Source organism: Stenotrophomonas sp. (genome assembly GCF_032066555.1).
Taxonomy (GTDB): domain Bacteria; phylum Pseudomonadota; class Gammaproteobacteria; order Xanthomonadales; family Xanthomonadaceae; genus Stenotrophomonas.
The window spans coordinates 49,296-74,945 of the sequence record NZ_DAMBKV010000008.1; the positions used below are offsets into that span (position 1 = coordinate 49,296).

Here is a 25,650-nt window from a genome sequence, read left to right on the forward strand (position 1 = left end):
GAGGGGTGTATTTGATTTGCTGGTAGTGCCTCTGCCGAGCATGGCTCGGCACTACCGGAGCTGCGAGCTTGGTCGAGACCTCGACCGATGCCGAGGAACCAGGCCCTCCCTTTGCCGCAGGCAACGGGAGGGTTGGGAGGGGTGTATTTGATTTGCTGGTAGTGCCTCTGCCGAGCATGGCTCGGCACTACAGGCGGGACCGGCTTTTTCCAGGAGCGGCGTCAGCCGCGAAGCTGACGATGCATCCAATCTGCCGGGCCCTGGGTACTCCCAAAGGTGGCGCTACCGGCCAAAGAAAAAGGCGGCCATCGGCCGCCTTTCGGGTAGTGCTGGAAACCGCCATGCAGCTCAGTGCGGCGACGCCACCGCACGATCGGACGAGGCGCCCTTCTTGCCGCCGCGTGCTGGAGCCGTATCTTCGGCCATCAGGTTGTCGCTGCCGAAGTCGGTGTCCACGTCCAGCCAACGCTGCGTCGGCAGGCCGATGGCGCGATCGAGGATGGTCGGCATCATGCCGCTGGGCAGGCTGCTCTCGCCGTTCCACATGATGGCGATGCCCAGGTCGCGTTCCGGCAGCAGCGCGACCAGGCCGCGATAGCCCTGCACCGCACCGGCGTGGAAGACCACCTGGTGGCCGGAGTAATCGAACACGCGCCAACCCAGCGCATAACCGGCCGAGTCCAGTCGCTGGTGGCGCCAGCCCGAACGCATTTCGCCGGGAGTATTGACCAGCGGCGCATGCAGCGTCGCCAGCAACGGTGCCGGCAATACATCCGGACGATGACCGGTATGGGCCAGCAGCCACTGCGCCATGTCGCTGGCACTGGCGTTGACGCCAGCGGCCGGCGCGACACGGTAGTAGGTTGGCTTGGGCGTCAGTGATACCCAGCCGTTGCGGCTGCGCACGTGCGGACGTGCCCAGCGCGAACTGGCCTGGATGCCGGCCAGGCCGAGGCTGGCATCGTTCATGCCGAGCGGCTTGAGGATGCGCTTTTCAACGGCCTGCTCATAGAAGCTGCCCGAGGCCGCGAACACCACGTCGCCGACCAGGCTGAAGGCGACGTTCTGGTAGGAATAGCATTCGCCTGGCGCGCACTTGAGCGGTGCGGTAGCCAGCTTCTGGGTCAGCGTGTAGTAGTCGGCGTTGGCCTCGACATCGCGGTCATAGGCATTGCTGGTCAGGCCGACGCGTTGGCTGAGGACATCGGCCACGGTCAGTTTGTCGGTTGCCTCAGGCGTGGACAGGCGGAAGCCCGGCACGTAATCGGTGACCTTGCTGTCCCAGCGCAGGGTGCCGTCGTTGACCAGCAGCCCGGCCATGGTGCCGGCGAAGGCCTTGGACAACGACGCCAGGCGGAACACGGTATGCGCGTCCACTTCCTGCGGGTTGCTGATATCGGTGACGCCGTAACCGCGCGCCGACAGCACGCGCCCGTTCTGGACGATGGCCATGGCCATGCCGGGAACCCGGTTGCCGTAGGTGAGTTGTTCGGCCAGTGATTCGATGGCGGCGACATTGAAGTCGGCCGGCAACGGTTGTACCTGGTCCGGTCGCAGTGCGACGCGGTAAGGCATCGGTTGCGTCGGCGACTGGGTGGGCGCGTTCTCCAGATTCACCGGCAGCGCCACGGCTGCTGGCGTGCTGCCGGGCAGGGTGGTGTGGGTGGGAGTCTGCGCGGTAGACGACAATGCGAAGGGCATCAACACCCCCAGCAATCCCGATGCCACCGGACGAATGTGCCGGCGCGTGCTCTTGTCTTTCATCGTGATCGGTGCCTGTAAGCTACTGCTGTCGGCGATTCTAGCGCCGCTTTTCATCAATGCACAAACGGGGAGAGAATGAATGGGCATCGCGTTGATATTGCTGATCTTTCTTGTGGTGGTTGTCGCAGTTGTGGCGATGGGCGTGGGCATCTACAACGGGCTGGTGCGGGCGCGTAACGCCTACAAGAACGCATTTGCGCAGATCGATGTCCAGCTGCAGCGGCGTTTTGACCTGATTCCCAACCTGGTGGAGACCGCCAAGGCCTATATGAGCCACGAGCGGCAGACGCTGGAAGCAGTGATCGCGGCGCGCAGCGCTGCGCAGTCAGGTTTGGCCGCAGCCAAGGCCAATCCCGGCGATGCGGCGGCCATGGCGCAGCTGGCGGCGTCGCAGGGGCAGTTGAACGGTGTCCTTGGCCGGCTGATGGCAGTGGCTGAGGCCTACCCGGAACTGAAGGCCAACCAGAACATGATGCAGCTCAGCGAAGAGCTCTCCAGTACCGAGAACAAGGTGGCATTCGCGCGCCAGGCCTATAACGACGCGGTGATGGGCTACAACAATCGCCGTGAAACCTTCCCGGCCAATATCTTCGCCGACATGTTCAATTTCTCCACCGCGGCGCTGTTGGACATCCCGCTGGAGAAGCGCGAACAGGTGCGCGAAGCGCCCAAGGTGCAGTTCTGAACCCGACGCGGGCGTAACAGGGGCGCGGGATGAATTTCTTTGAACACCAGGCCCAGGCGCGGCGCAATTCCGGGCGGTTGGTGCTGCTGTTTGCGCTGGCGGTGCTGGCCATCGTGCTGATGGTGGATATGCTGGTGTGGTTGAGCACCGGCAGCGTTCGCGGTGTGCTGTGGGGCAGTGTGCTGACGCTGGCGGTGATCGGCCTGGCCTCGTTGTACCGGATCCGCTCGCTGAGTGACGGCGGTGAGGCGGTGGCCGTGCAGATGGGCGGTACCGAGGTGCCGGCAGATGCCCAAGATCCGGCGTTGCGGCGTCTGCGCAACGTGGTGGAGGAGATCGCCATCGCCTCCGGCGTACCGATGCCGCGGCTGTATGTGCTGGAGCAGGAGGCAGGCATCAACGCCTTTGCCGCCGGTTACTCGCCCGCCGATGCGACCATCGCGGTGACCCGCGGCACCTTGCAGCGGCTCAATCGTGACGAGCTGCAAGGTGTCATCGCGCACGAATTCAGCCACATCCTCAATGGTGACATGCGCTTGAACATCCGCCTGATGGGTGTGCTGTTCGGCATCCTGATGCTCAGCGTGATCGGCAAGCGTGTATTGCTGCATATGGGGGGCGGCACACGGGCGCGTTTTGGCCGCAGTACCGGGCCGGTGTTTGTGTTGCTGCTGATTGGACTGGCCGGCATAGCCATCGGCAGCATCGGCGTGTTCTTCGGGCGCCTGATCAAGGCGGCGGTATCGCGCCAGCGCGAAATCCTCGCCGACGCCTCGGCGGTACAGTTCACCCGCCAGACGCAGGGCCTGGCAGGTGCCTTGAAGAAGATCGGCGGGTTGGATGATGGCTCGCATCTGGCTGATCGCGCCGGTGCGGAGGAGGTCAGCCACATGCTGTTTGGCGAAGGCTTGCGGCTGTCCAGTTGGTTTGCCACCCATCCGCCGCTGATCGAGCGCATCCAGCGGCTGGAGCCTTCCTTCCGTGCCGAGCAGTTGCAGAAGCTGCGTGGTGGCTGGTTCAGTGCGCCGCCTGATGGGCTGGCCGAAGATCGGGTGCTGGGACTGGCCGGGCGCGACGCGCCCAGCGTGGACGCACTGCTGCCGTCACTGCCAGGCACAGCGCAGCACCTGCGAGTCGATCCAGCGTTGGTCGCGGCACAAGTCGCGACCCCGGCCGACGACGACTACCAGCAGGCGATACGGTTGGCCGGCAGTCTGCCGATGCCGCTGCGCGCCTTGGCCGCCGATCGTGACGCGGCGCAGCCCCTGCTGTTGGCGATGCTGCTGGACAACGAGGCCTCGGTGGCCGCGCGACAGCGCGAGGCGGTATGCGCGCAACTGGGGGAACCGATGGCCGACCGCGTGTCGGCCATTGCGGCGGGTCCCTTGCGTGACCTGCACGCGGCGCTGCGGCTGCCATTGGCAGCGCTGGCGTTCCCGACGCTGCGCAGCTTGCCGCGCCCGCAATTGGCGGCCTTCATGCGTTGCATTGATGCGCTGACCCATGCAGACGGCCGGATCTCGTTGTTCGAGTACTGCCTGTCGCGTTTGTTGCTGGTACAGGTGCAGGCAGCCCTGGATCCGTCGCGACACCTGCATTTTGGTCGCCGCAAGGCCATTGGCGTGCAGCGCGAGTTCGCGATCTTGTTGTCGGTGGTGGCGCGCGCCGGCAACCCCGGCGACGAGGCCGCCGCACGGCGCGCCTACCTGGCCGGCCTGCAGCGCATCCTGCCGCAGGATCATCTGCCATATGCGCCGCCGGCAAACGGCGTATTGGCGCTGGATGCGGTTTGGGCACCGTTGGACTCGATGGATCCGCTGGCCAAGCAGCTGCTGGTGGAGGCAGTGACTGCAACGGTAAGCCACAACCAGCGGGTCAACGTCGCCGAGGCCGAACTGCTGCGGACCATCTGCGCCACCTTGCATTGCCCACTGCCGGCAATGCTGCAGGTGGTCTGACAAGCGCGTAGCCCGGGTAAGCGCAGCGCACCCGGGGCTGTTGGCAGACAGTTGGAGCGGTTGCTGATCCCTGCTCCCGGGTGCGCTGTGCTTACCCGGGCTACATCAGTGCGGCTGCCGAACCTTGCTGCCAATCAGGTTGGCTTTTGTTCTTGTCTTTGCCTGCAGAGGCAAGGCCTGAAATCCAAACCCCGCAACTTTTCCGACCGCGGCACCAAGTGTCATTCCAGCAACAGCCCCGCCGCGCGCTCGGCGATCATGATGGTCGGCGCATTGGTGTTGCCGCTGACCAGGCTTGGCATCACCGAGGCATCGATTACCCGTAAGCCATCGATGCCGCGCACGCGCAGCTGTGGGTCGACCACGGCGGCGTCATCGCTGCCCATGCGGCAGGTGCCGACCGGGTGGTAGATGGTCTCGGCCTTGGCGCGGATGAAGGCTTCCAGCCCGGCATCGTCCAACTGCTCGTCGGCAGGGAACAGCGGTGACTTCCGCCATGGGGCAAAGGCCGGCTGCTGCAGGATGTCGCGGCTCAGCCGTGCCGCCTCGACCATCATCTTCAGATCGAAGCCTTCGGTATCGCTCAGGTAGTTGGCGTGGATGCGCGCCGGCGCGGCCGGGTCGGCGCTGGCCAGGGTGATGTGGCCGCGGCTGCGGGGGTGCAGGTAGCAGGCGTGCAGGGTGTAGCCATCGCCGGGCAGGCGGTTGCGGCCGTGGTTGTCCAGCATTGCCGGCACGAAGTGGAACTGGATGTCGGCGCGCTCGTCCGCAGCCAAGCGCGAGCGCACGAAGCCACCGGCTTCGGCGACATTGCTGCTGCCGGCGCCGCGATGGCCGCGCAGGAAGTAATTCAGGCCGATCATCACTTCGCTGGCGCGGTCGTAGCTGACGCCGGGCACGCTGCGGTACAGGGTGCAGATATCCAAATGGTCCTGCAGGTTGGCGCCGACGCCGGGCTGGTCCAGCTGCACACCGATGCCGTGCGCGCGCAGCGTGGCGGCCGGGCCGATGCCGGACAGCATCAGCAGTTGCGGTGAATTGATCGCACCGGCGCTGAGCAGCACCTCGGCGGCGGCATGCAGTTGCTGGCGCTGCCCGCCCACGCGCAGCTGCACGCCGGTAACGCGCCCTGCGTCGATCTGCAGCCGTTCCACCAGCGCGCCGGTGAGTACCTGCAGGTTGCTGCGCGCGCGCACTGGCGCCAGGTAGGCGACCGCTGAGGAGCACCGCGCGCCGTTCTTCTGGGTGACCTGGTACAGGCCGACGCCTTCGTGGCGGGGACCGTTGAAGTCCGTGTTGTGGATATGGCCGGCTTGCTGGCCGGCGGCGATGAAGGCTTCGCTCAGCGGATTGACGTGGCGCAGGTCGGCGACCTGCAGCGGGCCGTCGGCACCGTGCAGGGCATCGGCGCCACGTGCGTTGCCCTCGCTGTGGCGGAACCAGGGCAGCACGTTGTCCCAGTGCCAGCCGCTGGCACCGGCCTGCGCCCAGCGGTCGTAGTCACCGGCCACGCCGCGCACGTAGCACATGGCGTTGATCGAACTGGAGCCGCCCACTACCTTGCCGCGCGGCCACCACAGGCGGCGGTTGCCCAGTGCCGGTTCCGGCTCGGTGTCGTAGCTCCAGTTGAGGCGGCGGTTGTTGACCAGCCGGGCGATGCCGGCCGGCATGTGGATGAAGGGGTGCCAGTCGCGCGGCCCGGCTTCGATCAGCAGCACCCGCCGCTGCGGGTCGGCGCTGAGCCGGTTGGCCAGCACGCAGCCGGCCGAACCTGCGCCGACAATGATGTAGTCGAATTCCTTCACAGCGTTCCCCCTCCCAGGTCACTCAGGATAGAACGGCACGTTGTGTCCGAGTAAGCCTTGCCGCACTGGCGATGTTGCAGTGCATTAGATACCGTACGCGCTTTGTCGCCCCCCGGAGTTCCAAATGCCGCTGTCTTCCTGCTGCCCGTTGCTCCGGGGTGCTGCATGACTGCTGCCAGCAACTCCGGACCAGTGTCGCGGCTGCTGCAGGCCCTGCGCGGCTCGCCGCCGCTGTGGTGGTCGTTCCTGTACTTCTTCTGCCTGCTCAGCGGCTACTACGTACTGCGCCCGGTGCGCGAGGCGATGGCGGCCTCGGCGGACATGGAGGCGCTGTTCCCGCCGGCACTGATTGCCTGGTTCGCTGGCCATGGCATGCCGCTGAAGGATTTCACCCTGCAGTTCCTGTTCTCCTGCGTGTTCGTGATCATGCTGGTACTGCAGCCGCTGTACGGCTGGCTGGTCAGCCGCCATCCGCGGCGGGTATTCCTGCCGCTGGTCTATGGTTTCTTCATCGTCACCCTGTTCGTGTTCTACGGGATGTTCAATGCGGGCGTGCCGGGGCGGGGTGCGGCGTTCTTCTTCTGGACGACCGTATTCAACCTGTTCGCGGTGGCGGTGTTCTGGAGCTTCATGGCCGACGTGTTCTCCAACGCGCAGGCGCGTGCCTTCTACGGCTACATCGGCGCGGCTGGCACAGTGGGTGCCTTCCTCGGGCCGATCATCACCAGCTCGCTGGTGCAGCGGGTGGGCATCGCCAACCTGATGCTGGTCTCGGCCGGCTTCCTGTCGATCTGCCTGTTCTGCATCTGGCGGCTGCGGCCGTGGGCGGTGCAGCGCGAGCGCGAGCAGCAACTGGTCGACGGCGAGCAGCCGATGGGCGGCAGCGTGTTCGATGGCTTGAAGCTCATTGCGCGCGAGCCGCTGCTGCGCTGGCTGGCCTTGATGGTGCTGTTCGGCGTGGGCGTGGGCACCATGCTGTACAACGAGCAGGCGGCCATCGTGCGGCGGCTGATCACCGACCCCGCGGCGAGCACGGCGTTCTATTCGCGCATCGACCTGGCGGTGAACGCACTGACCCTGATCATCCAGTTGGGCCTGACGCGCTGGTTGCTGTCGCGCTATGGCGTGGCACCGGCGCTGCTGATACCGGGCATTGCGATCATCATCGGCTTCTCGATAGCGGCGGCCTCGCCCTTGCCGGTGATGGTGGCGGTGATCCAGGTGCTGACGCGTGCCAGCGAGTTCTCGCTGGGCAAGCCGGCGCGCGAGACGATCTACACGCGGGTGGACAGGCAGTGGCGTTACAAGGCCGGTGCGGCGATCGACACGGTGGTGTACCGCGGTGGCGACCTGACCTTCGCCTGGGTGCACAAGGGCTTGTCGCTGCTGGGGTCACAGGCGGTGTTCGTCGGCGGCGCGGCGGTTGCGGTGCTGATGACGCTGTCGGCGCTGGGCGTCTTGCGGGAAGAGAAGAAACTGCCGCAGGATCGCTGAGTGATTACCCCACGGCGGGTTGCCGCTGTGCTGCGAGGATGAGATGGCAATGAGCGTATTGGGCGCAAGTGCGATGGCGGTGACACTGTTGGTGGCAGTGTTGCATGTGTACTTCCTAGTGCTGGAGATGTTCCTGTGGACCAAGCCACAGGGTCTGAAGACCTTTCGCAATACGCCGGAGAAAGCGCAGGCCACGCGCGTGCTGGCGGCGAACCAAGGGCTGTACAACGGTTTTCTTGCGGCAGGCATCATCGCCGGGGTGGTACTGGCGCAGCCGGTGCTGGTGACGTTCGCGCTGGTCTGCGTGGTGGTGGCCGGTGCCTATGGCGCGTACAGCGTCAGCCCGCGGATCTTCTACGTCCAGGCCGTACCGGCAATCGTGGCGCTGCTGCTGCGCGCACTGTAGTGCCGAGCCATGCTCGGCAGAGGCCTTACCGATAGATCACCGGTAGTGCCGAGCCATGCTCGGCAGAGGCATTACCGATAGATCACCTGTAGTGCCGAGCCATGCTCGGCAGAGGCATTACCGATAGATCACCTGTAATGCCGAGCCATGCTCGGCAGAGGCGTTACCGATAGATCACCTGTAGTGCCGAGCCATGCTCGGCAGAGGCGTTGCCGATAGATCACCTGTAGTGCCGAGCCATGCTCGGCAAGAGCGTTCCCGACAGATCATCTGTAGAGCCCCTGCCGAGCATGGCTCGGCACTACAGTGGCATTGCCGGTAATCAGCGGCTGATGTACAGCGAGAATCCCAGCCACAACGGTACTGCGTACAGCACCGCACCGAGCACGAACAAGGCGGTCAGCAGGTGCACGCGCCAGTCATTGATACGCAGGAAAACGAATTGCTCGATGGTGCGGCCCAGCCAGAACACGGCCATGAAAGCCAACACCACATGCCCCAGCCGGGTATCGAGCAGTTCGCGGGTGAAGGCCAGTGACAGCGCGCCCATGCCAAGAAACACATAGACAAGGCGCAGGTTGAGGATCTGCATGATCGCGCGGTTGGCAGCGCTGAGCTTTGCCAGCTCGTGTTTCCAGCCGAACAAACGCCAGAACGCGAGGTGGAACAGGGAAAAACCCAGGCAGTGCAGTCCGCCAAGACGCAGCATCCATTCCGCGGTCTGCATGCGTCAACCTCCGCTGCGGCTGGGACGTGGTGATACCCACATCGCGATGATGGCCTGGAATACCTCGGTACCGGCCGCATCGGTGACACTGACCTGCACCGGCAGGTCGTAGCCGTGCTCGGCACTGATGATGGGCTGCTGCGGGGTTGCCACCGCCTTCAACACGCCCAGCGCCTTGGCCTGGTATTTCACTTCCATGCCCTTGGGGATCCAGCGCATGTCGGCAGGCAGGCTGGCATCGACCATGACCCCGCCGACCAGTTCGGCCAGGTTGCACATGGCGATCGCATGCACGGTACCGATGTGGTTGCTGATGCGGCGGCGCTGGCGGATCACGCCTTCGCAGCGGCCCGGTTCCAGCGCGGTGATCCGCGGCGAGATGCTGGCGAAATAGGGCGCCTTGAAGCACACCGCGCGGGAGAACAGCCAGTTGCCGGCGGGCCAGCGGGAGAAGCGACGGTAAAGCGACAACAGAGGCGCGGTCATGGTGTAGGGCGTCCTGATATGAAAACGGCGGGCACCAGGCCCGCCGTTGTTGTTGCTGGGTAGTGGCTTACGCGGCCTGCTGCGGCTGCGGGCGCTGCTTGCCCGGCAGGTCGTAGTAGCCGGCCGAACGCAGTTCATGCGGCTCGAAGTCGTCCACGGTGATCGTGTCCATGGTGATCTCGCGCAGCTCTTCCAGCAGCTTGCGCTCGTCCTGGGTGATCACGCCCTCGGCCACGGCCTCGTCGAGCTGGGTGGCGAAGGTCAGCGCCTCGATACCCTTGGTCTTCAGCGCCTTCAGGAACTTGCGCTCGACCGGCTCGGCCATGATCGCCTTGGACAGGTAGCTGTTGATGCGGCCACCCGGGTTGTTGGCGCAGGGGGTCAGGAACACGCCCTGGGCCAGGCGGTCACGCGCTTCGCCCGGTGCCATCAGCGTTGCCGCAACACGGCGGCTCAGGCGATCGCCCGGGGCCTCGGCGCGACGGCCGAACGGGAAGATCAGTGCCCACATCAGCCAGCCGATCGGACGGATCGGGAAGTTGCGCAGCGCCGCCGACAGCGATTCCTCGATCTTGTGCACGCTGTCGTGGAAGGCCCAGGCCAGCAGCGGCTGGTCAGCCTGCGGTGCGCCCTCGTCGTGGTAACGCTTGAGCATGGCGCTGGTCATGTAGATGTGGCTGAGCACATCACCCAGACGGCCGGACAGCGATTCCTTGAACTTGAGCTTGCCGCCGAGGGTCATCATCGAGATGTCGGCCATCAGCGCCAGGTTGGCCGAATAACGGTCCAGCTTGCGGAAGTAGCGGCGGGTGTAGGCGTCGCCCGGGGCGGCACCGAAGCGCGCACCGGTCAGGCCGAACCACAGCGAGCGCACGGCGTTGGAGATGCCGAAGCGGACATGGCCGAACAGTGCCTGGTCGAATTCACGCAGGCCGGCCTTGCGGTCTTCGTCCTGCGCGGCCTTCATTTCCTTCAGCACCCACGGGTGGCAGAGGATGGCGCCCTGACCGAAGATCAGCAGCGAGCGGGTCATGATGTTGGCACCTTCCACCGTGATGGCGATCGGTGCGGCCTGCCAACTGCGGCCGGCGAAGTTGCGCGGCCCGAGGATGATGCCCTTGCCGCCGATCACGTCCATCACGTCGGAAATGACTTCGCGGCTCATGTTGGTGCAGTGGTACTTGGCGATCGCCGACGGCACCGACGGCACGTCGCCACGGTCAACCGCAGCCGCGGTGGCCTGCGACAGCGCGCTGATCTTGTAAGCCTTGCCGCCAATGCGGGCGAGTGCTTCTTCCACACCCTCGAAGCGGCCGACCGACAGGCCGAACTGCTTGCGGATGCGTGCATAGGCACCGGTCACCACCGCACCGGCCTTGGCACCGCCCGAGGCGGTGGAGGGCAGGGTGATGGAACGGCCAACGGCCAGGCACTCGTTGAGCATGTTCCAGCCCAGGCCACGCTTCTCGGCACCGCCGATCAGCTGGGTCAGCGGGATGAACACATCCTTGCCGCGGATCGGACCGTTCTGGAAGGTGGAGTTCAGCGGGAAGTGGCGGCGGCCGATTTCCACGCCGTCGGTGTCACGCGGCAGCAGCGCCAGGGTGATGCCGATGTCCTTGGTGTCGCCGAGCAGGCCGTCCGGGTCGTACATGCGGAAGGCCATGCCGATCAGGGTCGCGACCGGCGCCAGGGTGATGTAGCGCTTGTCGAAGGTCAGCTTCAGGCCCAGCACTTCCTCGCCCTTCCACATGCCCTTGCAGACGATGCCGAAGTCGGGGATGGAGGTGGCGTCCGAGCCGGCGAACGGACCGGTCAGGCCGAAGCAGGGCACTTCCTGGCCGATGGCCAGGCGCGGCAGGTAGTAGTCCTTCTGCTCCTGGGTGCCGTAATGGTTGAGCAGCTCACCCGGGCCCAGCGAGTTGGGCACGCCGACGGTGGAACTGACCACGCTCGATACCGAGGCCAGCTTCTGGATCACCTTGTGGTGGGCCAGCGCGCTGAAGCCCAGGCCGCCGTATTCCTTCGGGATGATCATGCCGAAGAACTTGTTCTTCTTGATGTAGTCCCACAGTTCCGGCGGCAGGTCGGCGTGGACGTGGGTGATCTCGAAATCGTTGACCATCTTGCACAGTTCTTCCACCGGGCCATCCAGGAAGGCCTGTTCCTCGGCGGTGAGCTGCGGCTTGGGGTAGTTGAGCAGGATGTTCCAGTCCGGGTCGCCGGTGAACAGCTCGCCTTCAAAGCCGACCGAGCCGGTTTCCAGGGCGATGCGCTCGGTCTTGGACAGCGGCGGCAGCACCTTGCGGAACACGCCCATGAACGGCGCGGTGATCAGCGGCTTGCGCAGGAACGGCAGCAGCACCGGCACGCTGACCAGCGCAACGATGGCGGCGGCGACGATGATCGCGGTCTGGTTGACCCCGGCAAACCAGCAGATGGCCAGGGCCACGACACTGATGACCGTCCATACGACGAGTCGCATGCGGTGGTAGGCAACAAAGGCACCTGCAAGCAGCAGGGCCAGGAAAGGTACGACGATGCTCATGGACGTGCTCCGGTAACGTGCTCGGTTCGGGCGGACGCTGCGGAAGGCAGTGCGTCCAGATAGTTCAACACAGCGGCGGTAAACGCATTGTTGTCATCGCCGGCCACCATGTGGGTGGCGTGGGGCAGATGGACATGCTGCGCGTGCGGCACCAGCGCCATGAATTCTTCAACGGTCTGTGGCGAGACCAGGTCACTGCGGCCACCGCTGACCAGCAGCAGCGGGCATTGCACTTGTCTCGCAGCTTCGGCAATCACGCCCTGGTGCTGCTCGCTGTCGCGCGCCAGCTCATCGACCAGGCGCGGATCCCAATGCCAGTTCCAGCGGCCATCCTTGCCTGGGCGCAGCAGCGCACGCAGCGAATCTTCGCTCTTGCGTGGGCGGTGCGGCATATAGGCGGAGATGGTGTCGGCAGCGACCTGCAAGGAGGCAAAACCGTCCGGGTGCGCGCTCATGAAGGCCAGGATGCGCTCCACACCGCGGGTCTCCCAGCGCGGGGTGATGTCCACCAGCACCATTGCCGCGAACAGGCCCGGCCAGCGCGCTTCGGCCATCAGCCCGAACAGGCCGCCCATCGAGGCAGCAACCAGCACCGGCGGACGCGGCAGCTCGCCGGCGACCACGATCAGGTCATCGGTGAACTGATCGCCGTGATAGGGCAGATCGCTGGCATTCCAGTCCGAATCGCCATGGCCGCGTGCGTCATAGCTGAGCGTGGCGTGGCCGGCAGCGTTGAGGGTTTCCGCGGTAGCCGTCCAAGCGCCGCGGGTCTGGCCGAAGCCGTGCGCGAACAGAATGCCGGGCTGCTTGCCGCTGTGTCGGGATGCACCCAGGCCAGCGCCATGTGCGCCTTCGAGGCGTATGTCTTCAGCGGATACGGATGAGGGAGTGGGCATAACCATACCTGATGGTATGGAAAGGTCCGAAGTGCTGTCAATACCCGGGAGTATGGAAACGCGCCAGGGCGATGTCGGGGTACCGGAGCCGATCCATCAATTGCCGGATTGTCCGTGCTTTTGTCATCCACATACTGCAACCAGTCCCCGCCGTATGGTTAAATCTGCCCATGAACGATTCTTCAGTTTCCAGCACCGAGTCCCGCAGCACGCGGCAAAACCGTCTGAGCGCGGATGACTGGGCGCAAGCGGCCTTGGACCTGATCGCCGAGCAGGGTGTGGGTGCGGTGGCGGTCGAACCGCTGGCGCGCAGGCTGGGTGTGACCAAGGGGAGCTTCTATTGGCATTTCCCCTCGCGCGACGCGCTGTTGCAAGCGGCCTTGGAGCGCTGGGAAGTCGTGGAGCAGCAGCAGGTGTTCGGCAGCCTGGAGGAGGTACCGGACCCGCGCACCCGTCTGCGTGCGCTGTTCCAACTGGTCGCACATGAAGTCACGCCGCATGTGATCTACAGCGAGTTGCTCAAGGCGCTGGACAATCCAATGGTGCGGCCGGTGATCGACCGTGTCTCGCAGCGGCGCATGGAGTACCTGATCGCCTCGTTCCGCCAGGCCGGGCTCAGTTCCACCGACGCGCGCCACCGTGCGCGGCTGGCCTATGCGGCGTATGTCGGTTTCCTGCAGTTGTCGTTGCAACTGCAGCAGCCCAAGCAGGCGCGTGAGGATTTCGAGGCCTATGTCGAGCACGTGATCGAGACCTTGATCCCCAACGGTTGAATCGACTGACCGCGCATGAGCAAGAGGGGCCGCAGCAATGCGGCCTTTCTTTTGCTTTGAGCTTGCTCCTGCAGGCGATGATGGCCGCAAATGGCGCACCCGTTGCGCAGCCCGGATCGGCGCGGTGCCGATATCCCCGGTGAGCGCCTGCTCGCGAGATCGGCGTCGAGCGAGTGGATGTCCGAGATAGGTCCAGGGCATTGCCGGACCATCGCAACCTGCAAAAGAAAACGGCCCGGGAATCCCGGGCCGTTCTGTTTCAACCGATCAGACTACGATCAGAAGCGCTGACGGTACTCCATGTAGTAGTAGCGCCCCGGGGTGTCGTACTGGTAGTCGAAGCTGTTGGCGAACGCCTGCGTCGCCACCGGCGGTTCCTTCGCGAACACGTTGTTCACGCCCACCGACACGGTTGCATTCCACGGCACGTTGTAGCGTGCCTGCAGGTCGTGATAGGTGGTCGCGGCCAGCTTGTTCTGCGGGTCCTTGCCGGTAGCGGTGACCCGGTTCGGGTCGCTGCACAGCGATGCGACCGTCGGGTACTTGCAGTTTTCGACCAGGCTGGAGAAGTAGCGGGTGGTCCAGGTCAGGCCGAAATCACCGTAGGTCCAGTTCGCGGTCAGGTTGGAGCGGATGCGCCAGACCGGGGTGTCCTTGACGTAGGTGCCTACGGTCGAAGCATCCCAATCAGCGTCAGGCGTGGCCTTGGTGCGGTAGGACGACATGTAGGTGCTGTCCCACACGAACGAGAAGGCGCCGATGCTGGTATCCGGCAGCGAGTAACGCATGGTCAGGTCGTAACCTTCCACTTCGGTCTCGCCCAGGTTGGCCAGGCCCATCTTCAGGTAGGTGATCTGGCCCAGTGCGTTGCGGGTCAGGCCGTCATTGACGATGTCGCACCAGCTCTGGTTGCCTTCCACATAGCACTGGTCAAGCATGTAGGTGACCTGCGGACGGCTGATCACGTTCTTGATGTTGATCTGCCACCAGTCCAGCGACACGTCGAAGCCCTTCAGGAAGCTCGGGCTGAACACGAAGCCCAAGGTCTTGGAGGTCGAGGTTTCCGGGGTCAGCTCCTGGTTGGAAACCCAGTCGAACGGCCACGGGGTCTGGTCACCATACTTTTCACGCTGCTTGTAGGCGGCGGAAATGCCGGCTGCGGCGCAGCGCTGGGCCACGGCGGCGTTGCCGATGAACGGGCTGTCGCTGGAGCAGGGGTCGCCGTAGCCTTCGTACGATGCGGAACCGCCACCGAACATGTTGGAGATCGACGGTGCACGGAAGCCTTCGGCCCAGTTACCACGAACCAGCAGGTCGGCGTACGGCTTCCACTTGAAGCCGAACTTGCTGTTGATGGTGTTGCCGAAGTTGCTGTAGTCGGAATAACGCGACGCCACGCTGAACTCCAGCACTTCGGCGCCCGGCAGATCCTTCAGCAGCGGGATGGCCAGTTCCAGGTACAGGTCGTCCAGGCTGTAATCACCGCTGGTCGGCTGACGGGCGTTGCCCGAGCTCATGCCGGCCGAGACGAAGGCGTCCGGCAGGTCGTAGCCGGATTCCTTGCGGTGCTCGTAACCCGCTGCGAAGCCCATCATGCCGCCCGGCAGTTCGACGATGTCGCCGGCCAGGTTGGCGGTGAAGCTCTTGCTCTTGTTCTGGAACTTGTCCTTGGCGGTGAACAGGATGTAGTCCAGCATTTCCTTCGGCATGTTGCCGGCACTGGACAGCGGATTGAACGGCACGCAGCCATCAATCACGGCACCCGGTGCGCCGCACTTGACCACGCCATCGGTGTCCATGAAGGACGCGCCGGTGGCACGGTACAGATTGCCCATGTTGACGTCACCGACCTGGGTGTCGATCTGGTCGTTCGAGTTGTAGCTCAGACCGGCATCCCAGTTGAAGTAACGATCGGCAAACTGGAACGAACCTTCCAGGCCGCCATACCAATGCAGGGTCTTGACGTCCTGCTCATAGAAGCGTTCCTGTTCGACCAGGCGACGGTTCCAGTTCAGTTCGCGCGCGTCGGCCGCGCCCTTGGTCGGGTTGTAGTAGCTGTCTGCAGACAAGCCCTGGTCGCCGCCCATGTAGCTGCCGGCGCTCAGCGGGAAGCCGGCCAGCTGCTGGGCCGAGTTACGCTGGTTGTACAGCGCGTCGGTGCGCAGTGCGATCGAGTCGGTCAGGTCGTAGCGGCCCTGGATGTAGATCGACTTGCGCTCCTGCGGGGTGCGCAGGTAGTTGTCGGCGGCGTAGTTGTACTTGTCGTCATTGCCGTAGGCGTGATAGTTGCCCGGCAGAACGCGACCATCAGCATCCTTGTTGACAACCCAGCGGTTGATGCCGGCACGGGCGGCGGTGGCCTTGTCCTTGCTGCCGGCGATCGAATCCCAGTAGTCGACGTCGTCGGTGGGGGTGCCATCGACGGTCAGGTCCCAGATGCCGCCGTCAGCGGTCTGGCCGCTGTACTGGCTCGAACCCAGGCCATACACCGGATCGCGCGAGATCTTGCGTGCGCCGGCCATGACGGCCTTTTCCTTGACGTAGCTGGCGCCGAACACCAGGTTGCCGCGGTCGCTGCTGGTACCCAGGGTCAGGTCATAGCCTTCGCGCTCGCCGTCGCCCTGGCTGAACTGGCCGCGATACACATGGGCTTCACCGCCGTTGAAATCTTCACGGGTGATGATGTTGACCACGCCGGCGATGGCGTCCGAACCGTAGATCGAGGAGGCGCCGTCCTTCAGGACTTCGATGCGCTCGACCATGGCCGACGGGATGGTGTTCAGGTCGACGCTGCCGTCCAGGGCCGAGACCCAACGGCGGCCATTGACCAGCACCAGGGTGCGCGAGGAGCCGAGGTTGCGCAGGTCGACGCCGGAGGAGCCGTCGCCGCCGTTGTTGAACTGGGTGTTGATGGCAGCGCCGTTGGTGGCGATCTGCTGCAGCACGTCAGCGACGCTGGTACGACCGGTCTGCTGGATCGCTTCGCGGGTCAGGGTCAGAACCGGCTGCGAGGTTTCCGCATCAACCGAGCGGATGCGCGAGCCAGTGACCTGGATGCGATCCAGGTTGGTTGCGCCCTTGTCTGCATCCTGGGCGTATACGACACCGGTGGTGCCGGCGCTTGCGACAAGCGCAAGGACAACTGCATCACGCAGTTTGTTGGACTTGCAAATCATTGGTTCTCTCTCTCTGCCAAGTGGACTTGGTATAGCTGCGAAGGCCGCTGGCGGATCCGAAAGGCGGATCCAAAACCATGGGCTTGAGACCGATAGTACTTGCGACTGCAAATAAATTAAAGATTGGTTAATGAAGTTGTGGAAATGACTCCAATTCAGCAAAGGCGAGCCCGTTGTTTCCGGCGCATGCTGCAACGCAAAACGCCCCGGCAGGCGGGGCGTTCTCTGGATCTGACGTAAGAGTAAGGAGTTACAGGTCCTGCTCGTAACGGACGTACGGGATTGCTCCGTCGTCATTGCTTTCGTTACGGGGAGAGAAGGGGTTTTTGCCGCGTGTGATCACGTTTTCCGCGCCGACCGTGAGCTGGCCACTCCACGGGGTGCGCCAGGTGATGCCCAGGCCGAGGCCTTCCCACTTGCCGCTCTGGCCGGGCGCATCGACAACGCGGCCGATGACGTTGGCGCTGAAGGCGCCATAGCCGCCGCCGACGGTCAGGCTCTTGCTGTCCCACTGGTTCACCACCGCAGGAGCGGCGTCGGTCAGCGGCACCAGGCGTGCCTTGGCATAGGTGCCGCCGATGGAGACGAATCCTTCGCGGCCGATGTTCTTCTGTCCGAATACGGTCAGATCATTCTGTTCGATGCGTGCCGCGCCGCTCTTGTTGCCGCCGGACAACCAGGCCGGCAAGGTATCGCGGCCGCTGCCGGCGCTTACGCCGACGCGTCCACCGGGCCGATTGAACGCGGTGGTGGCCGAGATGTGGCGGCCATTGTTGTCGTCGTCATCGCCGAGGCTGGCCAGCATGCAGTGGCTGGCCAGGCCGCCGATGCTGCTGCCGCGGCTGCTGTTGCAGAGCAGGCCGAGCGAATCGCCCGAGGACAGGCCAAACGCGGCATCCAGCGAGCTTTGACCAAAATTCCAGCGTGCGCCGGCGTTCTGGGTGCCCGTGGGTTCCAGGTAAAGCAGGGCCTCGACCTTGCCGCTGCCACGGTTCCACACCGGCAGTACGGTGCTGTCCATGGCGCGCGGCTTGCTTTGCGCATGCACGCCCGTGACCGCGCCAAGGGCGATCAGCAGGGCAAGCGGTAGGCGCAGTAAGGCGTTCATGGACTCAGTCAGACCCCGTTGGCGCCAGGAAGTTCCCGGCGCGTGAGCTCTCGATCCTATGCGGTTTATGGTTTCTTAACAAGTCTTCGCCCTCCCCAGAACGCAACTCGTTGGACCTTTATTGCAGCCGCTCAGGTGCTGGCTGATTGGCCGGTGTAGAACTGAACAATACGCCAAATTCTGCCAATGGGAAGTGATATTCCTGACCGCAGAACTCGCAGCGGACTTCGACCTGGCCGGTGGGCTCGGCGGCGGCGCGGGCTTCCTCCTCGCCGAGCGACTGCAGCATGGCGCTGACCCGCTCGCGCGAGCAGGAGCAGCCAAAGCGCAGGGTCTTGTCGCCGACCAGCTGCGGGTTCTCCTCATGGAACAGGCGGTGCAGCAGTTCGCTGGCCGGCAGTGCCAGCAGTTCGTCCTGGCCGAGGGTGTCGAACAGGGCGCCTGCGCGGATCCAGCCGTCCTCATCGCCTTCGTCGCCGGGCAGTTTCTGCAGCAGCAGACCGGCGGCATGTTCGCCATTGCTGGCCAGCAGCAGACGCGTCGGCAACTGCTCGGAATGGCGGAAATAGTCCTCGAAGGCTTCGTCCAGGCTGTCGCCGGTCAGGGCGACCAGGCTCTGGTAGCGCTGCGGCTCGCGTGGATCCAGGCCGGGATTCTCGATGGTGATGGCCAGCAGTGCGTCCTCGCCCAAGGCAGCGAGGGTGGACGGGGCGTCTTCGCCATCGTTCAGCTGGACGATGCCGCGCAGGGTGCCGGCCGAGGTGCACTCGGTGAACAAGGCACGCAGGGCGGTGCTGCTGCGCAGCTGAATGGACAAACGCCCATCGACCTTGGTGTGGCCGGTAAACAGTGCCGATGCCACGCTGGCTTCGCCCAGCAGTCGCGACGCGGCGGCCGGATAGTCGCCGTGGGACAGGATTTCACGCCAGCTCTGGCCCAGCCGGACATGGACGCCGCGCACACCGGCAGCGGGCAGGAGAAAGCGGACAAGCAGATCGGATGTGTCGGTCATGGGGCTGCATCTACGCGAGGTGGGGCCGGTGCCGGATAATGCGCCGGACAAATGGTTTTGCAAGGTGGACATCAATGGGGGCGGAGCAGGCCGAGCTCAAGGTGGAGCAGGGGGCGGGGAGCGGGCGTCGTCGGCGCTGGCTGCGGTGGTTGCTATGGGCACCGGTGCTGTTTGCCGTGTTCAGTGTCTTGCAGGTGCTGGTACTGCGCTTCGTCGACCCGCCGTTCTCCACGGTGATGGTGTTCCGGCAGTTGGAAGCGCTGGCGCAGGGCGACTGGAAGTTCCGTATCCGTTACCAGTGGTGCGATCTCGACGAGATGGCGCGCAGCGTGCCGATCTCGCTGGTGGCGGCGGAGGACCAGCGCTTTCCCGAGCACAATGGTTTCGACTTGAAGGCCATCGAGAAGGCGCGCAAGCACAACGAGCGCGGTGGACGTCTGCGTGGCGCCAGCACGATCAGCCAGCAGACCGCAAAGAATGTGTTCCTGTGGCAGGGCCGCAGCTGGCTGCGCAAGGGGCTGGAGGTCTGGTACACGGTGCTGATCGAGGCCTTGTGGCCGAAGCAGCGGATCATCGAGATGTACGCCAATGTGGCCGAGTTTGGTGATGGCATTTATGGCGTGCAGGCGGCATCGCGCAGCTACTGGGGCAAGGATGCGGCCCGCCTCAGCCCGGCCGAGAGTGCGCGCTTGGCCGCGGTGCTGCCTTCACCGCGGCGCTACAGCGCGGCCAAGCCGGGGCCTTATGTGCAGCGGCGTGCGGCGTGGATACAGCGGCAGGCGCGCCAGTTGGGTGGTGCGGACTACGTTGATGATGGCAATTGAATGCGCGGCTCTGGGTAGACTTGCGCAATGAGCCAGCCCGAACGCCTGACCCTGCTGATCACAGCCTTCAACGAGCAGGATGCATTGCCGATGCTGCATCCGCGCTTGTGCGCGCAGCTGCAGGCGCTGGAAGGGGGTGTGGATGGCCGCATCCTCTACGTTGATGACGGCAGCAGCGATGCGACATGGGCGGTGATGCAACAGTTGGCGGCACAGGAGCCGCGGGTGTCGGCGCTGCGGCTGTCACGCAATTTCGGCAAGGAAATCGCGCTGACGGCGGGGCTGGACTTCGTTGAAGAAGGGGCGGTGATCCTGCTGGATGCCGATGGTCAGGATCCGCCGGAACTGATTCCGCGTTTCGTCGCGTTGTGGCAGCAAGGCTATGACGATGTCTACGGGACACGCGTGGAGCGCGGGGGCGATGGCTGGTTGAAGCGTTTCACCGCTGCGGGTTTCTACCGGGTGATGGGACGCTTGTCGAAGACGCCGATCCCAGCCGATACCGGCGATTTCCGGCTGTTGTCGCCACGTGCGTTGGCTGGGCTGCGACAGCTGCGCGAACGCCACCGCTTCATGAAGGGCCTGTTTGGCTGGGTTGGCTATAAACGCGTCGCGCTGCCTTATCGACGCGAGCCGCGGCTGGCGGGAAGCAGCAAGTTTGGCTTCTGGAAATTGTGGAACTTCGCGTTGGAGGGCATTACCAGCTTCTCCACCGCGCCCTTGCGGGTGGCAACCTACCTGGGCTTGTTCACTGCCGCCTGCGCGTTCGGCTTCGCGCTGTTTGTTGTTGGCAAGGCGGCGTTGTACGGCGACCGGGTTGCTGGCTGGCCGACAATGATGGCGGCAATCCTGTTCCTGGGCGGGGTGCAGCTGATCGCGCTGGGCTTGATCGGTGAATACCTCGGGCGTCTCTACATGGAGGCCAAACAGCGCCCCTTGTACCTGGTTGACACCTGGCAGCCGGGGAACGTGGCAGTATCTGCGTCATTCGCCAGCGCAGGAGAACGCCATGCAGACCGTTCGACAGTTGCTCGGGGCCAAGTCCCCTGAAATCCACGCGGTGCCACCCGATGTGGCGGTGGTGCAGGCGATCCGCCTGATGGCGGAGAAGGGCATCGGCGCGGTGCTGGTGATGGAAGGACGCAAGCTGGTCGGCATCCTTTCCGAACGTGACTACGCGCGCAAGATCGTGTTGATGGACCGTTCCTCAGCCACCACGCCGGTGCGCGAGATCATGACCGGCGAGCTGGTCACGGTGGCCCCCACGGTGTCGGTGGAGCAGTGCCTTGCGTTGGTGACCGACCGCCGCATCCGCCACCTGCCGGTGCTGGATGGCGACGAGGTGGTGGGCGTGATCTCGATCGGTGATCTGGTCAAATCGGTGATCGAACAGCAGCGCCAGGAACTGGGCCAGCTGCAGCAGTACATCACTGGCACCTGAGTCGGGTGGCGCTACCTGGCGTAGTGCCCGCCACACTGCACGTCCTTGCCCGGACCGGTTTCGATGGTGGCCAATAGTGCGGCCGGCGGTGCGATGCTGGCCAGGGTCAGGGCGATGGCGCCACGGATGCCCAGTGCCTTGAAGTCGGGGCGGAACGAGGGATCCTTGAAACTGCCGCCCACCCGCAGCGGTGAACGCAGCGCCAGGATGCTGACATCCTTGGGGCGTGGACGCAGCAGCAGGTCCAGTTGCTCCTGCTTGAGGCTGATCGTGCCTTCGCCGATGACCAGCGTATCGGTGGTATCGAAGGCCAGCGCGCGTGAGCGCATGAGGCCATCGTGCACGCCGAAGTCAGCAAAGGCGCAACGCAGTGGAATCTGCTTGTCGCCGGTGAACAGGAACTTCAATGACTCGGCCACGTCGAGCCCGGCCAGTTCCATCAGCAGGTTGCCGATATGGCCACGGCCCATGCCCACTGCGACATCGCCGTTGCTGCTGCCCAACATTGCGGCGATGGAGTTGCCATTGCCGCTGAGGCGGATGTTGCCGCTGATGCCGCCGGAAGCCTGCTCGGCCAGCTTGGCATCGGGGAACAGCTGGCCCAGCTGCACCCCGCGCAGGCTGGCGTTGAATGTTGTGTTGATCTGCGCACGGCGTGCGTCCATGCGCACGGTGCTGCGGATGTCACCGCCGGCGACGCCGAAGTTGAGCGGCTCCAGCCGCAGCAGGCCGTTGTCCAGCAACAGGTGCGCATCCATGTCGTCCAGCGGCAGTTTGGGTGCATTGATGCGCTGTGCCTTCCAGCGTACGTCCGCATCCATCGCCCGCAGCTTGCCCAGGTTGTAGGGGGTGTCCGGCAGGACGGTGGACTTGGCGGCGAGTTGCGCGGCTTGTGCTTTCTGCGCGGCATTGGCGGACTCGTCGCCGCCGGTCTTCGGTGGGGCGCCGATGAAACCGGCCAGATCGTCGAAATCCAGGCGTTTGGACAGCAGGTTCGCGGTCAGTCGCGGGCGTTCGCCGGCCACGTCGATCTCGACATCACCAGCCAGGTCGCTGTCGCCGACGCGACCGCTGAATTTCTCGTAACGCCAGCGCTCATGATCACGCTTGAGCCGACCGTCCAGCTGATACGGCGGCGACGAGGGAATGGCAATGCCGATCAGCGGATACAGGTCGTCCAGATCCTGCCCGCTCAGCTGGAACTGCAGGTCGAATACCTGAAGTTGGAAAGGATTGGTCAGGCTGCCACGCGCGATCGCGTGGGTGGCGCCGGCGCGCGCATCCAGATGGATGCGGAACGGGTGATCGCTATTGCTCAGCTCCAGTGGCGATTCGGTGCCGCCGGAGAGGGTGAAGGCGGCACCGCGCCAGCGTCCTTTGCCCTGCACCCGTACCGGTGGCGCAGCGTCGGCCTGCCGGGCCTCGCCGCTGCGCACCGCCAGGTCGATGTTGCTGCGTCCCAGTGTGTCAATGAACCGCAGCCGGCCTTCGTTGATACGCAGGCTGTGCAGTTGCACGAGCTGTCCGCCGCCGCCATCGAGGAAGTTCCAGTTGCCGGGTTCACCCTTGCGCGGAGCCGTCTCCAGCAGCACGTCGGGGTGGCTGAGGCGGATCTCCGGCAGCTGCACGCTGCCGCGCAGCAGTGGCCACAGGCGTATGTCGATCTCCACGCGGTCGGCGCTGGCCATCTGCGCCTGTCGGGCCCAACGGGCATTGGCAAAGGTGATGCGATCGCCGCGAATGGTGGTGGTGCGGCCCAGGTCTACATCCAGGTTGCCGATCTGCAGTACACGGCCGGTGCGTGCCTGCACCGCGCGCTCAACCGGCCCCTTGAACCAGTTCCAGTCCCACAATAGGAGTAGCACGATGGCTGCCACGAGCATGGCGGCGGCTGCCAAAAGCCAGCGCTGGCCGCGTTTGCCGGGGCGTTTGATTCGCCAGCGCGCCGCGGACGGCGTAGCCGGGGGCGGGGAAGTATTCACGGCCCCATCGTGGACGGGGCCGTGTTCACATCACGCGAAGCGCGCATTCGCATGATGTGCAGGCCGTGTCGTTAGACCCTTGATGGATGCCGCTGGCCTTACAGGATCTGCGCGGTCACAGAGACGAAATGGCAGACGCTGCCGGCAATCACGAACAGGTGCCAGATCGCGTGCGAGTAGGGCAGCTGTTCACGGTGATAGAACACGGTGCCGAGGGTGTAGAAGACGCCGCCGGCGAACAGCCAGCTCAATGTCCAGCCATCGATCGAGGCCCACATCGGCTTGATCGCGACGATCACCAGCCAGCCCATCGCGATATAGATCGCGGTGGAGAGTTTCTTGAAGCGGCCGGTGTAGAACAGCTTGAATACGACGCCGAACAGGGCGAGCGCCCAGATCGCGCCAAACAACCCCCAGCCCCAGGGGCCACGCAGGCCGATCAGGGTGAATGGCGTATAGGTGCCAGCGATCAGGATGTAGATCGCGCAATGATCGAAGATCTTCAGTCGACCCTTGGCAACCGGGTGCTGGATGGCGTGGTACAGGGTGGAGGCGGTGTACAGCAGCAGCAGGGCGACGCCGAAGACAATGGCGCTGGCCAGTTGCCAGCCATCGCCGTAGATCGCGGCAAGGGTGATGAGGACGGCGCCGCCAGCCAGTGCGCTGACCGCGCCCAGACCATGGGTGAGGGCGCTTGCGACTTCTTCGCGGATCGATGCAACGGTTGCAGTCATGGGAATGAGGGCGCGGGCTGGGGGGAGGCCCGGTGCCCGCTATCATCACCCCGAACGGCGGCGTATGCACGCCGCCATCAGAACCTAGGCCACCGAAACCGTGTGCGCTGCTTCACGGGTTGCAGAGAAACGTACGTCCGGCGCACGTTCCTGGGCCAACTGCAGGTTGACCCGGGTGGGGGCCAGGTAGACCAGGTGGCCGGCGGCATCGATGCTCAGATTGCTGGCGTTCTTCTCGCGGAACTCTTCCAGCTTCTTCGCATTGCTGCAGCTGATCCAGCGTGCGGTATTGACCGATACCGGCTCGAACACCGCTTCCACGCCGTACTCGTCCTTCAGCCGGTAGGCGGCCACGTCGAACTGCAGCACGCCGACCGCGCCCAGGATCAGGTCGTTGCTCATCAACGGGCGGAAGAACTGGGTGGCGCCTTCCTCGGACAGCTGGGCCAGGCCCTTCTGCAGTTGCTTGAGCTTGAGCGGGTCACGCAGGCGGGCGCGGCGGAACAGTTCCGGGGCGAAGTTGGGGATGCCGGTGAAGGTCACCGCCTCGCCTTCGGTGAAAGTGTCACCGATGGAGATGGTGCCGTGGTTGTGGATGCCGATCACGTCGCCCGGCCAGGCTTCGGCGGCGATCTCGCGGTCGCTGGCCATGAAGGTCAACGCGTTGGCCAGCTTCATTTCCTTGCCGGTGCGCACGTGGAAGGTCTTCATGCCGGCGGTGAACTTGCCCGAGCACACCCGCATGAAGGCGACACGGTCGCGGTGCTGCGGATCCATGTTGGCCTGGATCTTGAACACGAAGCCGGTCAGCTTGTCTTCCTGCGGGGCGATGTCGCGGCCGGTGGTGGCACGCGGCTGCGGCGCCGGCGCGTGCTTGACGAAGAAGTCCAGCAGCGGCTGCACGCCGAAGTTGTTGACGCCCGAGCCGAAGAACACCGGGGTCTGCTTGCCGGCCAGGTAGGCCTGCACGTCGAACGGATGGCTGGCGCCCTGCACCAGTTCCAGCTCGTCACGCAGGTCGGCCAGCATCTTCTCGCCGATCTTCTCGGCCAGGCCGGGGGAGTCCAGCGACGGGAAGATGGTCGAGTCCTGGCGGGTGAAGTTGCGGCCCTGTTCGTACAGGTGCACTTCGCCGGTCAGCAGGTGCACCACGCCCTTCAGGCGCTGGCCCATGCCGATTGGCCAGGTCACCGGCGCGCACTGGATGCCGAGCACGGTTTCCACTTCATCCAGCAGCTCGATCGGGTCCTTGCCCTCGCGGTCGAGCTTGTTGATGAAGGTCATGATCGGGGTGTCGCGCAGGCGGCAGACTTCCATCAGTTTGATGGTGCGCTCTTCCACGCCCTTGGCCACGTCGATCACCATCAGCGCCGAGTCCACCGCGGTAAGCACGCGATAGGTGTCCTCGCCGAAGTCGGCGTGGCCGGGGGTGTCGAGCAGGTTGACGATCTTGTCTTCGTACGGGAACTGCATCACCGACGAGGTGACCGAGATGCCACGTTCCTTTTCCAGCGCCATCCAGTCCGAGGTGGCGTGGCGTGCGGCCTTGCGGCCCTTGACCGAGCCGGCCATCTGGATCGCGCCCCCGAACAGCAACAGCTTTTCGGTCAGCGTGGTCTTGCCGGCGTCAGGGTGGGAGATGATGGCGAAGGTGCGGCGGCGCGCGGCTTCGGTGGCGACTTCGGACATGGCAGGGGCGCCCGCCCGGGCGCATCAGAAACGAATGAACCGGCGATTATACCTGCCGCCAGCCCAGCAAGGATGACCAGAATCCCCGGTACTGCCAACCCAAGCTCGGCAGGAATCCACCCGTAGTGCCGAGCCATGCTCG

At 64.7% G+C, this 25,650-nt stretch carries 20 protein-coding genes; 8 read left to right on the top strand and 12 right to left on the bottom strand.

The annotated features are described in order from the left end of the window. Window positions 1-348 precede the first annotated feature (348 nt). Window positions 349-1,764 (bottom strand): serine hydrolase domain-containing protein, encoded by a 1,416-nt coding sequence (locus RT131_RS11235; RefSeq protein WP_313172902.1) that lies wholly within the window; start codon window positions 1,762-1,764, stop codon window positions 349-351. 91 nt (window positions 1,765-1,855) lie between these two features. On the opposite strand from RT131_RS11235, the gene RT131_RS11240 reads away from it, so the two are divergent. After that, entirely contained in the window at window positions 1,856-2,449 is a 594-nt protein-coding gene (locus tag RT131_RS11240; RefSeq protein ID WP_313173000.1) for a LemA family protein, read from the top strand. 29 nt (window positions 2,450-2,478) lie between these two features. Further along, complete coding sequence (locus RT131_RS11245) at window positions 2,479-4,407, top strand: M48 family metallopeptidase (RefSeq protein WP_313172903.1); 1,929 nt, start codon at window positions 2,479-2,481, stop codon at window positions 4,405-4,407. A gap of 221 nt (window positions 4,408-4,628) precedes the next feature. Here the strand turns inward: RT131_RS11245 and RT131_RS11250 are convergent, their stop codons facing one another. Further along, the gene (locus RT131_RS11250; RefSeq protein ID WP_313172904.1) at window positions 4,629-6,212 is read right to left on the bottom strand and encodes a choline dehydrogenase; all 1,584 of its coding nucleotides are present in this window, start codon (window positions 6,210-6,212) and stop codon (window positions 4,629-4,631) included. A 165-nt stretch (window positions 6,213-6,377) separates the two neighbouring features. Between RT131_RS11250 and RT131_RS11255 the strand changes: the two genes are divergently transcribed. Then, window positions 6,378-7,706, top strand: a complete 1,329-nt coding sequence (locus tag RT131_RS11255) for an MFS transporter (protein WP_313172905.1) — start codon at window positions 6,378-6,380, stop codon at window positions 7,704-7,706. Between the two features lie 58 nt (window positions 7,707-7,764). Continuing rightward, entirely contained in the window at window positions 7,765-8,112 is a 348-nt protein-coding gene (locus RT131_RS11260; protein ID WP_313173001.1) for a DUF1304 domain-containing protein, read from the top strand. A 322-nt stretch (window positions 8,113-8,434) separates the two neighbouring features. On the opposite strand, the gene RT131_RS11265 is transcribed toward RT131_RS11260, so the two are convergent. The 4 genes from RT131_RS11265 to RT131_RS11280 form a co-directional block, all read right to left on the bottom strand. Beyond that, the gene (locus RT131_RS11265) at window positions 8,435-8,839 is read right to left on the bottom strand and encodes a hypothetical protein (RefSeq protein ID WP_313172906.1); all 405 of its coding nucleotides are present in this window, start codon (window positions 8,837-8,839) and stop codon (window positions 8,435-8,437) included. Window positions 8,840-8,842: 3 nt separating this feature from the next. Then, window positions 8,843-9,325, bottom strand: coding sequence for a hotdog fold domain-containing protein (locus tag RT131_RS11270; protein ID WP_313172907.1), 483 nt, complete (start codon window positions 9,323-9,325; stop codon window positions 8,843-8,845). Window positions 9,326-9,392: 67 nt separating this feature from the next. Beyond that, the gene (locus RT131_RS11275) at window positions 9,393-11,873 is read right to left on the bottom strand and encodes an acyl-CoA dehydrogenase (RefSeq protein WP_313172908.1); all 2,481 of its coding nucleotides are present in this window, start codon (window positions 11,871-11,873) and stop codon (window positions 9,393-9,395) included. Next, window positions 11,870-12,775: an alpha/beta hydrolase gene (locus RT131_RS11280; RefSeq protein ID WP_313172909.1), complete on the bottom strand. Its 906-nt coding sequence runs from the start codon at window positions 12,773-12,775 to the stop codon at window positions 11,870-11,872. Before RT131_RS11280 ends, RT131_RS11275 begins: the two co-directional genes overlap by 4 nt. A gap of 164 nt (window positions 12,776-12,939) precedes the next feature. Between RT131_RS11280 and RT131_RS11285 the strand changes: the two genes are divergently transcribed. Next, on the top strand, window positions 12,940-13,542 hold the full coding sequence (locus RT131_RS11285; protein WP_313172910.1) for a TetR/AcrR family transcriptional regulator: 603 nt from the start codon (window positions 12,940-12,942) through the stop codon (window positions 13,540-13,542). Between the two features lie 278 nt (window positions 13,543-13,820). On the opposite strand, the gene RT131_RS11290 is transcribed toward RT131_RS11285, so the two are convergent. The 3 genes from RT131_RS11290 to RT131_RS11300 all read right to left on the bottom strand — a co-directional run bounded on the left by RT131_RS11290 (window position 13,821) and on the right by RT131_RS11300 (window position 18,838). Beyond that, window positions 13,821-16,718, bottom strand: a complete 2,898-nt coding sequence (locus tag RT131_RS11290; protein ID WP_313172911.1) for a TonB-dependent receptor — start codon at window positions 16,716-16,718, stop codon at window positions 13,821-13,823. A 250-nt stretch (window positions 16,719-16,968) separates the two neighbouring features. Further along, window positions 16,969-17,826, bottom strand: a complete 858-nt coding sequence (locus tag RT131_RS11295) for a hypothetical protein (RefSeq protein ID WP_313172912.1) — start codon at window positions 17,824-17,826, stop codon at window positions 16,969-16,971. 118 nt (window positions 17,827-17,944) lie between these two features. After that, a complete protein-coding gene (locus RT131_RS11300) occupies window positions 17,945-18,838 on the bottom strand; it encodes an Hsp33 family molecular chaperone HslO (protein ID WP_313172913.1) in 894 nt (297 codons plus the stop codon). Window positions 18,839-18,912: 74 nt separating this feature from the next. Here RT131_RS11300 and mtgA point away from each other — a divergent pair, with 74 nt between their 5' ends. From mtgA to RT131_RS11315, 3 genes are read left to right on the top strand one after another with little or no spacing between them, the layout of a single operon-like run. Continuing rightward, window positions 18,913-19,662, top strand: coding sequence for a monofunctional biosynthetic peptidoglycan transglycosylase (gene mtgA / locus RT131_RS11305; protein ID WP_313172914.1), 750 nt, complete (start codon window positions 18,913-18,915; stop codon window positions 19,660-19,662). Window positions 19,663-19,689: 27 nt separating this feature from the next. After that, a complete protein-coding gene (locus RT131_RS11310) occupies window positions 19,690-20,712 on the top strand; it encodes a glycosyltransferase family 2 protein (protein WP_313172915.1) in 1,023 nt (340 codons plus the stop codon). Further along, entirely contained in the window at window positions 20,672-21,103 is a 432-nt protein-coding gene (locus RT131_RS11315) for a CBS domain-containing protein (protein WP_313172916.1), read from the top strand. The genes RT131_RS11310 and RT131_RS11315 overlap by 41 nt, the downstream gene beginning before the upstream one ends. 11 nt (window positions 21,104-21,114) lie before the next feature. Here the strand turns inward: RT131_RS11315 and RT131_RS11320 are convergent, their stop codons facing one another. The 3 genes from RT131_RS11320 to RT131_RS11330 all read right to left on the bottom strand — a co-directional run bounded on the left by RT131_RS11320 (window position 21,115) and on the right by RT131_RS11330 (window position 25,508). Further along, on the bottom strand, window positions 21,115-22,986 hold the full coding sequence (locus RT131_RS11320) for an AsmA family protein (protein ID WP_313172917.1): 1,872 nt from the start codon (window positions 22,984-22,986) through the stop codon (window positions 21,115-21,117). A 197-nt stretch (window positions 22,987-23,183) separates the two neighbouring features. Further along, window positions 23,184-23,819 (bottom strand): hemolysin III family protein, encoded by a 636-nt coding sequence (locus RT131_RS11325; RefSeq protein ID WP_313172918.1) that lies wholly within the window; start codon window positions 23,817-23,819, stop codon window positions 23,184-23,186. A gap of 84 nt (window positions 23,820-23,903) precedes the next feature. Next, window positions 23,904-25,508: a peptide chain release factor 3 gene (locus RT131_RS11330; protein WP_313172919.1), complete on the bottom strand. Its 1,605-nt coding sequence runs from the start codon at window positions 25,506-25,508 to the stop codon at window positions 23,904-23,906. Window positions 25,509-25,650 lie beyond the last annotated feature (142 nt).